Below are 8,611 nucleotides of genomic sequence, written 5' to 3' on the forward strand. Positions count from 1 at the left end.
TGCCGTTTTTCTTGAAATTTATTATTTACATACAAGAATGTTTGTAATATACTGAACTTATTCCCAGTAAACCAGTCAAATTTTCAAAATCAATCGAATTTTATAAAAGATAAAAATTCACCTATCAAACAGTCTTTTACAGAAAAAGGCATTTGACAGCATACGATAGGGCAACAGGCAGTGATATACTGCACGGCAAACAACAAGTAAACAACAGTCTCTGCATCATATAAAGGAAAGCACCTCTTATGAACAACGCCTTTGCATTACCCGTCATTCACAGCGGCAACGGCAGCCTTGAGCAATACATTCACACTGTTAACAGCATTCCTATGTTGACGCCCGAAGAAGAAAGCCAACTCGCGGAGCGTCAGCAAAAAGGCGACCTTAACGCCGCCAAACAACTCATTCTTTCCCATTTGCGTGTCGTCGTCTCCATCGCACGAGGCTACGACGGCTATGGCCTGAACCAAGCCGACCTGATTCAAGAAGGCAACATCGGACTGATGAAAGCGGTCAAACGTTACGAGCCCAGCCGTGGCGCACGCCTGTTTTCATTCGCCGTACACTGGATTAAGGCCGAAATCCACGAGTTTATCCTGCGCAACTGGCGACTGGTGCGCGTAGCGACCACCAAACCGCAACGCAAACTGTTCTTCAATCTGCGCAGCATGCGTAAAAACCTGAATGCCTTGTCTCCGAAAGAAGCGCAAGACATCGCCGACGATTTGGGCGTCAAATTGTCCGAAGTCATGGAAATGGAACAACGCATGACCGGACACGACATCGCCATTATGGCGGACAACAACGATGACGAAGACAGCTTCGCCCCCATCGACTGGCTTGCCGACCACGATGCCGAACCCAGCCGCCAACTGTCCAAACAAGCCCATTACGCCCTGCAAACCGAAGGTCTGCAAAACGCATTGGCGCAACTGGACGACCGCAGCCGTCGCATCGTAGAAAGCCGCTGGCTGCAAGACGATGGCGGATTGACTCTGCACGAGCTGGCAGCCGAATACGGCGTATCTGCCGAGCGCATCCGCCAAATCGAAGCCAAAGCCATGCAAAAACTGCGCGGTTTCCTCGCGGAAGAAGCGGAAGCGGTTTAAAAAAACAGTTCAGTAGAAGGAAAAAGGTCGTCTGAAACCCGAAATATTGGTTTCAGACGACCTTTTTTGTATAAATGCCTTATTTTTTCGCTTTAGCCTGTTTGGCGTCTTTTTCGGTAATGGTACCGCCGCCGTTGTTAAACGCATTCATGATATAGGTGGCAACGGCAGCGAGATCGGTATCGTTGATGGCGGTCGCGGGCATAAAGCCGTTGTAAGGTTTACCGTTGACTTTGATGGGGCCGTTGATGCCTTTGGTCATGCTTTGCAGCAATACCTGCGGTTTTTTCATAATATAGTCCGATTGGTAAAGAGGGGGAAACATGGTTCCCCTGCCTTCCCCTTTTTTACCGTGGCAGGCGGCGCAGTTGCTTTCATAAATCTTTTGGCCTTGCGTCATTTGGGCAGCATCGGCGGCAAAGGAGCTGTGGACGGACAGGGTAAAAATTACAGCCGCCAATATTTTTTTTGTTGTGGTCATGATGTGTCCTTTTTATCGGTATGGTCTGTTTATTGATAATACAATAAAGGTCGTCTGAAAACAGATTTTTCAGACGACCTTAGACTTAAATCAAATGTAACGCGTTCATTGGAAACATGATGTATCCGATCATTGCCAACCTTGCAGATTGTTTTTGACCAGTTCGGTCAAAGCCTGAATCCATGCGGGGTGGTCGTTCAAGCAGGGGATGTAGCGGTATTCTTTGCCTCCGGCTGCGTGAAATTGCTCGCGTCCCATGATGGCAATCTCTTCCATGGTTTCCAAACAATCTGCCATAAAGCCCGGACAGAATACGTCTAATTTGCTGATGCCTTGTTTGGGCAGTTGGTCAAACAGGGCTTGTGTGCTGGGCGTTACCCATTTTGCTTTGCCAAATTGGCTTTGGAAGGAAACGATGTATTCTTGCTCGTCTAAGTTGAGCGCTTGGGCAAGAAGTTTTGCGGTGTGGCGGCATTCGTCGGGATAAGGGTCGCCGTCATCGTAATTTTTTTGCGGAATGCCGTGAAAGCTCAACATGAGTTTCTCGCCACGCCCGTGTTCTTTCCAATAGGCTTCGATCTGTTGCTTCATAGCATCGATGTAGGCTGCGTCGTCGTAAAAACGGGAAACGGTGCGCAGGCTCATTTGGTTTCGCTGCTTCAATAGTTGCTGGAATACTTTGTCTAAGGCTGCGCCGGTGCTGGAGGCGGCGTATTGCGGATATAAAGGGACAATCAGCAATCTGCCTACGCCTTGGGCTTTCATTTCGGCAAGGACGGTTTCTACGCTCGGGTTGCCATAGGTCATGGCATAGCGGACGATGGTGTCGGGCATGGCTTGCGCGAGGGCGTCTGTTTGGCGTTGGGTGTAGACGGCAAGCGGGGAGCCTTGTTCAAACCAGATTTTGGCGTAAGCGTGTGCGCTTTTCTTGGGACGCAGCGTCAGTACCAAACCATGCAAAATCGGCTGCCAAATGAGTTTGGGCAGTTCGACGACGCGTTGGTCCGATAAAAATTCTCGAAGATACGGTTTGACGGCGGCTGCAGTCGGAGCATTGGGCGTGCCGAGATTGAGGAGGAGGACGCCTACACGGTTTTGCTGGGTGTAGGACAGGGAGGGCTCGATGTGGAAACGCGGCATAATGTGCCTTTGGATTGGGGTGGAAGCCTGTATTGTAGCAATGTGAGGGTCGTCTGAATATGGTTTGCGTTTTCAGACGACCTTTTTTCGGGGTTGTGTTTTAAAGTTTATGGTGTATAATGTTATACCATAACATTTATCGGAGGAATGATGAAAGCGAATATCCACCCTGAAAATTACCGTACTGTGCTTTTTTACGACAGCGGCGCCAATGAAGGCTGGCTGATCCGTTCTTGTGCGGATACACACGGCAAAACGATGGTTTGGAATGACGGCAAAGAATATCCTTTATTCTCATTGGATACCTCTTCTGCCTCGCATCCCGTCTATACGGGCAAACAGCGCAATGTGAATACCGAAGGCCGCGCCAGCAAGTTCAACCAAAGATTCCAATCTATGATGTCTTCTTTTAGAAAGGATAAATAATGCAGGTTTTGTCTTCATTGAAAACGGCGAAGAAGCGCCATCGTGACTGTCAAATCGTTCGACGCAAGGGTAAAGTTTACGTCATCTGTAAAAGCAATCCCCGCTTCAAAGCCCGTCAGCGGTAATGTTTTCATATTTTGTAATGCTCTCAATGGATTGCCGCTCGCGATGATTTTCGTGGGCGGTCTTTTTTTGTTTTCAGACGACCTGCGGGCAGAGGGGCGTTGTGAAACCATGGCTGAAAGAAATTTGAATGTTTGCGAAAAGAATACGGAGTTTTGGAAAAGGCTACATTTGAGGCTTGCAGGTAAATTAGAGTAAGCTTCCTTGCTAGACTATAAAGATGTTTATAACATGGAATTACTGTTTATTCAGTTCCACATTTTTCAGGAGTATTAATATGAAACTTAAAGCTGTATTGGCCGTAGCGGCTGTTTTGTCCTTGGGTGCTTGTGCTGCCCCTGATTATGATGATAATGATGCTCCTCGCCACGAGCACCGTCATGACCATGGAGGTCACAACTATGATGATCGTGGTCAGTCTAGCGACCGCCGTTCGCCCCAATCTTTTGAGTGTGAAAACGGTTTGTCTGTGACTGTACGCAATCTGGACACCAACCGCGTCGAGTTGAGCCTGGATGACAAAAGTGCTGTCTTGTCTTCTGCGGTTTCCGGTTCCGGCGAGCGTTATGTTTCCAACCGCGGCTTGTTCGGTAAAGGTGCGGAATGGCATCAAAAAGGCAGCCAAGCCTTCTTCAGCTTCGTTGATCCTTATGGCAACAAAGTAGACACTTCTTGCAATCAGCGTTAATGACTGCGTGAATTGTTAGGGGATGGCGGGTTTGCGATGCCTATCTCCGTGAAACCAAAAAGGTCGTCTGAAAATTTCAGACGACCTTTTGCTATGGGTAAATGCGAAACCTGTCGGTATAGTGGATTAACTTTAAATCAGTACGGCGTTGCCTCGCCTTAGCTCAAAGAGAACGATTCTCTAAGGTGCTGAAGCACCAAGTGAATCGGTTCCGTACTATCTGTACTGTCTGCGGCTTCGTCGCCTTGTCCTGATTTAAAGTTAATCCACTATATTTTCCAACAGGTTTGCCGGCGGATTATTGGCTACGTTTGATAATCAGCTTGTCTTCGGTGACTTCGGCATTGAGCGCGGTTGCCATTTCTTTGACGACATTGTCCAAATCGCTTTCTTTGATATTGGGGTCGTATTGAGAAGCCAGTTTGAGCACTTCTCTGATGAAGTTTTTATCGACCTCCGCGTTGACGTTGTATTTCAGCTTACTGAGGAGGTCTTGTTGAAGCTGCTCGTCGTTTTTATATTCGATAGGCGGAATGGAGGCGTCTGCATCGGCTTTAACCGCGCTGTTGTTCAAGTAGATTTGATTGCCTTTTGAGTCGAATTTGATGCCGGTTTTTAAAAAGGTTTTTACGGCTTCCATCAGTTCTTTTTGTGTGTCGGGACTGTTCATATCGACGCACTCTTTACCTTGACGGTCGAAGAATTTATTGATGCGGTCGATACCTTCGCCATTGATATCGCGGAGGTTCAAGTTGTAATGGATGCGGTCGAATTTGATGTTGTTGATGCGGAAGTTTTCGACTTCACTTTGTCCTTCCATAGCGTATTTGTTGTCTTTTGCAGACTGTTTGCTTTCTGCTTTGATTTTGTCGACAGCGAAATCAAAGGTTTGGTTGCCCATTTTGAATGCGGCGGAGTCTAGGGTGAAGAGGGATGTGCCGTTGCGCCATGCAGTGGTGTCGCCTTTTTCCATATCAGCCTGATATTTAAAGTTTTTCAAACTAAATTGGTATCCCGGGCTATCAGGTTTGTCAGGATGTGAGGCAGTCATGCCGGGCCATTCGAAATTGAAATTATCGAGATGGTACTGATGGTCGGATTTGTGGCCTTTGACAGTCAAAGTCGCCGCTTCCCATTTGATTTCATCAGTATCGATGGTTCGTGAACCTGAAGGTACGGTTAGTTTGCTGTCTAATTCGCCGCCCCAAGAAAGCGCGGTATTGCCGTCCAACTGGAATATTTCTTTATTGTCTTCTCCAATCAAATAGACTTTGCTTTGGATGGTGTAACCGTTCAAACCACGGGTGATGATGTCTTCGCCGCGAATTGAGAATTTTGTATCCTGATGGCATAAGTCGGGCGTGATGTCGCCTCTCCATGAAACTTTGCCCGAAGTGAGTCCCATGTCGAATTTATCCAAAGTAATTTTCATGCGCTTGTCGGCATCGGGATTGTTTTGGAGGTAGTATTCTTGTTTCAATTTGTTGTCGGCATAAATGCCTCCGCCAACGGTTGCTCCTCCCAATGCGGCGATGCCGACTAATGTCGCAATGATGCTTTTTTTCATGTCTTGTCCTTAAGCAGGTGGTAAAAATGTAATGGATGGATTGGAATGGGGTCGATTCAAATCGGCTGGCGGCAGATAGGGCCGTTTTCCTGTTGGACTCAAACTGCGACGCTGCCGGGTTACGCCTTGGCGGAAATTGGATCAACTGACGGTATAGTGGATTAACTTTAAACCAGTACGGCGTTGCCTCGCCTTGCCGTACTATCTGTACTGTCTGCGGCTTCGTCGCCTTGTCCTGATTTAAATTTAATCCACTATATTTGCCTATGCCGATTTTAAAAATGCCAATATTGTAATATAAAAAGGTCGTCTGAAAACTTTCAGACGACCTTTTTTTCAACCGTTCAAGCGATTAGCAACATCTTCCGCCGTTCGCACCGCAGCGGCGTTTGCGACAGTAGTCTTGAAATTGCAGCTCGGTCATGACAGGGGCGTTGGGATTATGTTTGCGTTGTTGTGCAACGTAGTTTTCATAATCGGGTACGCCTGCCATGAGGTTGGCGGTAAGTTTGGCGGTTTTCCACCAAGCGGCGAGTTTACGCTTCACTTTGTGCCTCCGGTTGTTTGCCGTCGCGGTACACCGCCGGAATTTCTTTGGCGGTTGACCAGCCGACTTTGCGTGCTTTCATAGCGGTACGCAGGCCGTAGATGGCAACGACGACGACGACGGAGAGGAACAATGCGGTCAGACCGGCATTGATCTGGTCGTTGAAGATGATTTGCGACATTTCGCCGATGTCTTTAGCGGGAGCGAGGACTTCGTTTTTAGCCAATGCTTCGCTGTATTTGCCGGCATGGGCAAGGAAGCTGACGCGCGGGTCGCTGTGGAACAGTTTTTGCAGACCGGCGTAGCAGGTTACAAACAGTACGCCGACGGCAGGAACGAGTGCCACCCAGACATAACGGTCACGTTTCATCTTAATCAGCACAACGGCACACATAATCAAGGCTACGCCTGCCAGCATTTGGTTGGCGATGCCGAACAAAGGCCAGAGCGAGTTGATGCCGCCCAGCGGGTCGGTTACGCCGGTGTAGAGGAAGTAGCCCCACAATGCCACGGCGAAGAAGGTCGCAATCAGGTTGGCAGGGATGGAGTCGGTGTTGCCGAAAGGTTTGTAGAAAATACTGCCCAAGTCTTGAATCATGAAACGTGCGACGCGAGTACCGGCATCGACGGCGGTCAGGATGAACAAGGCTTCAAACAACAGGGCAAAGTGATACCAGAATGCCATCATGGCTTCGCCCGGAATCAGGCGGCTCATGATGTGTGCCATACCGACTGCGAGGGTTGGCGCACCGCCCGCACGGGAAAGGATGGTGTTTTCGCCCACTTCCTTAGCGGTGTGCAACAGGGTTGCGGCATCGACAGGGAATTGCAGCTTGGTGGTAATCACTTCGGCGGCGGTATTGGCATCTGTACCGATCAGGGCGGCGGGGCTGTTCATGGCGAAGTACACGCCGGGATCAAGCGATGCAGCAGCGGCAAGCGCCATAATGGCCACGAAACTTTCCATCAACATACCGCCGTAACCGATCATGCGGACGTGGGTTTCGTTTTCCAGCATTTTCGGCGTAGTACCGGAAGAAATCAGCGCGTGGAAGCCTGAAACCGCACCACAAGCGATGGTAATGAAGAGGAATGGGAACAATGCGCCTGAGAATACCGGGCCGGAACCGTCGATGAAGTGGGTCACGGCAGGCATTTGCAGCGCAGGGCTGACGATGAGGATGCCGATGGCGAGTGCGACAATCGTACCGATTTTCAGGAAGGTAGAGAGATAGTCGCGCGGAGTCAGCAGCAGCCATACCGGCAATACTGATGCCACGAAACCGTAAATCATAATCGCCCAAGTGAGCTGGATGCCGTCAAGGTCAAACCAATGACCGATGGAGCTGTGTGCCACATTGTCGCCGTAAATCACCGCCAGCATCAGCAGGATAAAGCCGACGATGGAAATCTCGCCGATTTTGCCCGGACGGATATAGCGGGTGTAAATGCCCATAAACAGCGCAATCGGCATGGTGGCGGCAATCGTAAACGTACCCCAAGGGCTGTGAACCAGTGCTTTCACCACAATCAGCGCCAACACCGCCATGATGATGACCATAATCATCAAAATACCGATGGACGCGATCACGCCGGGTACAGTGCCGAGTTCTTGTTTTACGATATCGCCCAAAGACTTACCGTCGCGGCGCATGGAGACGAACAAGACCATCATGTCTTGTACCGCGCCGGCAAACACTACGCCGAAGATAATCCACAGCGTACCCGGCAGATAACCCATTTGCGCAGCCAGTACGGGACCGACCAACGGACCTGCACCCGCAATCGCGGCAAAGTGGTGTCCGAACAATACGCCTTTGTGTGTCGGCACATAGTCCAAACCGTCATTGTGCCGCTCGGCGGGCGTAAGGCGGTTCGGATCAAGCTGCATCACATATTTGGCGATGTAGAGACTGTAAAAACGGTAAGCGATGCAGTACACCGATACGGCGGCGGTGACCATCCATACCGCACTGACCTGCTCGCCCCGACTGAGAGCCAGAGTGGTAAAGGACGCTACGCCGACCAAAACCACAATGCCCCAAATGAGGAACGTTTTGAGCGATTTCATTGTTTAATCCTTAAAATACAAGAGTGAGAATATTCGGGTTCTTATTGTTGCGGGGGGACAAACTGCATCCCGAAGCATTTATGGAAGAAAAAAATGAAGCGATGATGGTGCGGGAACCCTGGCTTGAAATAATTAATAAACAAGGGAACTAAAGTCCTAGAATGTTAACTATTATCAAGCCTAGCGTAAGGTTAACACAATCCGATAACGTGCGGGCTAGATTTAACTCAAACAATCGTCATTCATTACGATATTACCGCTTATTTTTTGACAGATTCTTTACACAATATCCTGACAGAGAGAAAGGTCGTCTGAAAACCGAATTTTGGGTTTGAACTGCACCCCAAAAGTTGGACACATACCCTCCAACCACCAAGGTGCAGTTTTTTTATGAGCAAATATACATTACACTTTAAATACCAAGCCGTACTCCACTACCTGCATATACGCAGCCAA

At 49.0% G+C, this 8,611-nt stretch carries 9 protein-coding genes; 4 read left to right on the forward strand and 5 right to left on the reverse strand.

The features are described 5' to 3' along the window. The first annotated feature begins 248 nt into the window (after positions 1-248). Positions 249-1,112 (forward strand): RNA polymerase sigma factor RpoH, encoded by an 864-nt coding sequence (gene rpoH / locus AAG834_RS05470; RefSeq protein ID WP_003744881.1) that lies wholly within the window; start codon positions 249-251, stop codon positions 1,110-1,112. Positions 1,113-1,191: 79 nt separating this feature from the next. On the opposite strand, the gene AAG834_RS05475 is transcribed toward rpoH, so the two are convergent. Both AAG834_RS05475 and hemH read right to left on the reverse strand, forming a co-directional pair. Then, positions 1,192-1,593: a c-type cytochrome gene (locus AAG834_RS05475; protein ID WP_049229922.1), complete on the reverse strand. Its 402-nt coding sequence runs from the start codon at positions 1,591-1,593 to the stop codon at positions 1,192-1,194. A gap of 129 nt (positions 1,594-1,722) precedes the next feature. Further along, complete coding sequence (gene hemH / locus AAG834_RS05480) at positions 1,723-2,733, reverse strand: ferrochelatase (RefSeq protein WP_342031509.1); 1,011 nt, start codon at positions 2,731-2,733, stop codon at positions 1,723-1,725. A 150-nt stretch (positions 2,734-2,883) separates the two neighbouring features. Between hemH and AAG834_RS05485 the strand changes: the two genes are divergently transcribed. The 3 genes from AAG834_RS05485 to AAG834_RS05495 all read left to right on the forward strand — a co-directional run bounded on the left by AAG834_RS05485 (position 2,884) and on the right by AAG834_RS05495 (position 3,970). After that, the gene (locus AAG834_RS05485; RefSeq protein WP_070515010.1) at positions 2,884-3,159 is read left to right on the forward strand and encodes a type B 50S ribosomal protein L31; all 276 of its coding nucleotides are present in this window, start codon (positions 2,884-2,886) and stop codon (positions 3,157-3,159) included. Further along, positions 3,159-3,284, forward strand: coding sequence for a type B 50S ribosomal protein L36 (ykgO, locus tag AAG834_RS05490; protein ID WP_003685279.1), 126 nt, complete (start codon positions 3,159-3,161; stop codon positions 3,282-3,284). The genes AAG834_RS05485 and ykgO overlap by 1 nt, the downstream gene beginning before the upstream one ends. Before the next feature lie 275 nt (positions 3,285-3,559). After that, positions 3,560-3,970: an MliC family protein gene (locus AAG834_RS05495; RefSeq protein WP_070515014.1), complete on the forward strand. Its 411-nt coding sequence runs from the start codon at positions 3,560-3,562 to the stop codon at positions 3,968-3,970. 298 nt (positions 3,971-4,268) lie between these two features. On the opposite strand, the gene AAG834_RS05500 is transcribed toward AAG834_RS05495, so the two are convergent. The 3 genes from AAG834_RS05500 to AAG834_RS05515 form a co-directional block, all read right to left on the reverse strand. Beyond that, positions 4,269-5,537: a DUF945 family protein gene (locus AAG834_RS05500; protein WP_342031510.1), complete on the reverse strand. Its 1,269-nt coding sequence runs from the start codon at positions 5,535-5,537 to the stop codon at positions 4,269-4,271. 352 nt (positions 5,538-5,889) lie between these two features. Further along, positions 5,890-6,084, reverse strand: coding sequence for a YbdD/YjiX family protein (locus AAG834_RS05510; RefSeq protein ID WP_003744600.1), 195 nt, complete (start codon positions 6,082-6,084; stop codon positions 5,890-5,892). Then, positions 6,074-8,155, reverse strand: a complete 2,082-nt coding sequence (locus AAG834_RS05515) for a carbon starvation CstA family protein (protein ID WP_342031511.1) — start codon at positions 8,153-8,155, stop codon at positions 6,074-6,076. The genes AAG834_RS05510 and AAG834_RS05515 overlap by 11 nt, the downstream gene beginning before the upstream one ends. Between the last annotated feature and the right edge of the window lie 456 nt (positions 8,156-8,611).

The organism is Neisseria sp. Marseille-Q2251 (assembly GCF_940793045.1).
In the GTDB taxonomy this organism is placed as follows: Bacteria; Pseudomonadota; Gammaproteobacteria; order Burkholderiales; family Neisseriaceae; genus Neisseria.

Excerpts from the sequence above, each read along its gene's own strand:
- rpoH (WP_003744881.1), top strand. The coding sequence starts at position 249 with ATGAACAACGCCTTTGCATTACCCGTCATTCACAGCGGCAACGGCAGC.
- AAG834_RS05475 (WP_049229922.1), bottom strand. The coding sequence starts at position 1,593 with ATGACCACAACAAAAAAAATATTGGCGGCTGTAATTTTTACCCTGTCC.
- hemH (WP_342031509.1), bottom strand. The coding sequence starts at position 2,733 with ATGCCGCGTTTCCACATCGAGCCCTCCCTGTCCTACACCCAGCAAAAC.
- AAG834_RS05485 (WP_070515010.1), top strand. The coding sequence starts at position 2,884 with ATGAAAGCGAATATCCACCCTGAAAATTACCGTACTGTGCTTTTTTAC.
- ykgO (WP_003685279.1), top strand. The coding sequence starts at position 3,159 with ATGCAGGTTTTGTCTTCATTGAAAACGGCGAAGAAGCGCCATCGTGAC.
- AAG834_RS05495 (WP_070515014.1), top strand. The coding sequence starts at position 3,560 with ATGAAACTTAAAGCTGTATTGGCCGTAGCGGCTGTTTTGTCCTTGGGT.
- AAG834_RS05500 (WP_342031510.1), bottom strand. The coding sequence starts at position 5,537 with ATGAAAAAAAGCATCATTGCGACATTAGTCGGCATCGCCGCATTGGGA.
- AAG834_RS05515 (WP_342031511.1), bottom strand. The coding sequence starts at position 8,155 with ATGAAATCGCTCAAAACGTTCCTCATTTGGGGCATTGTGGTTTTGGTC.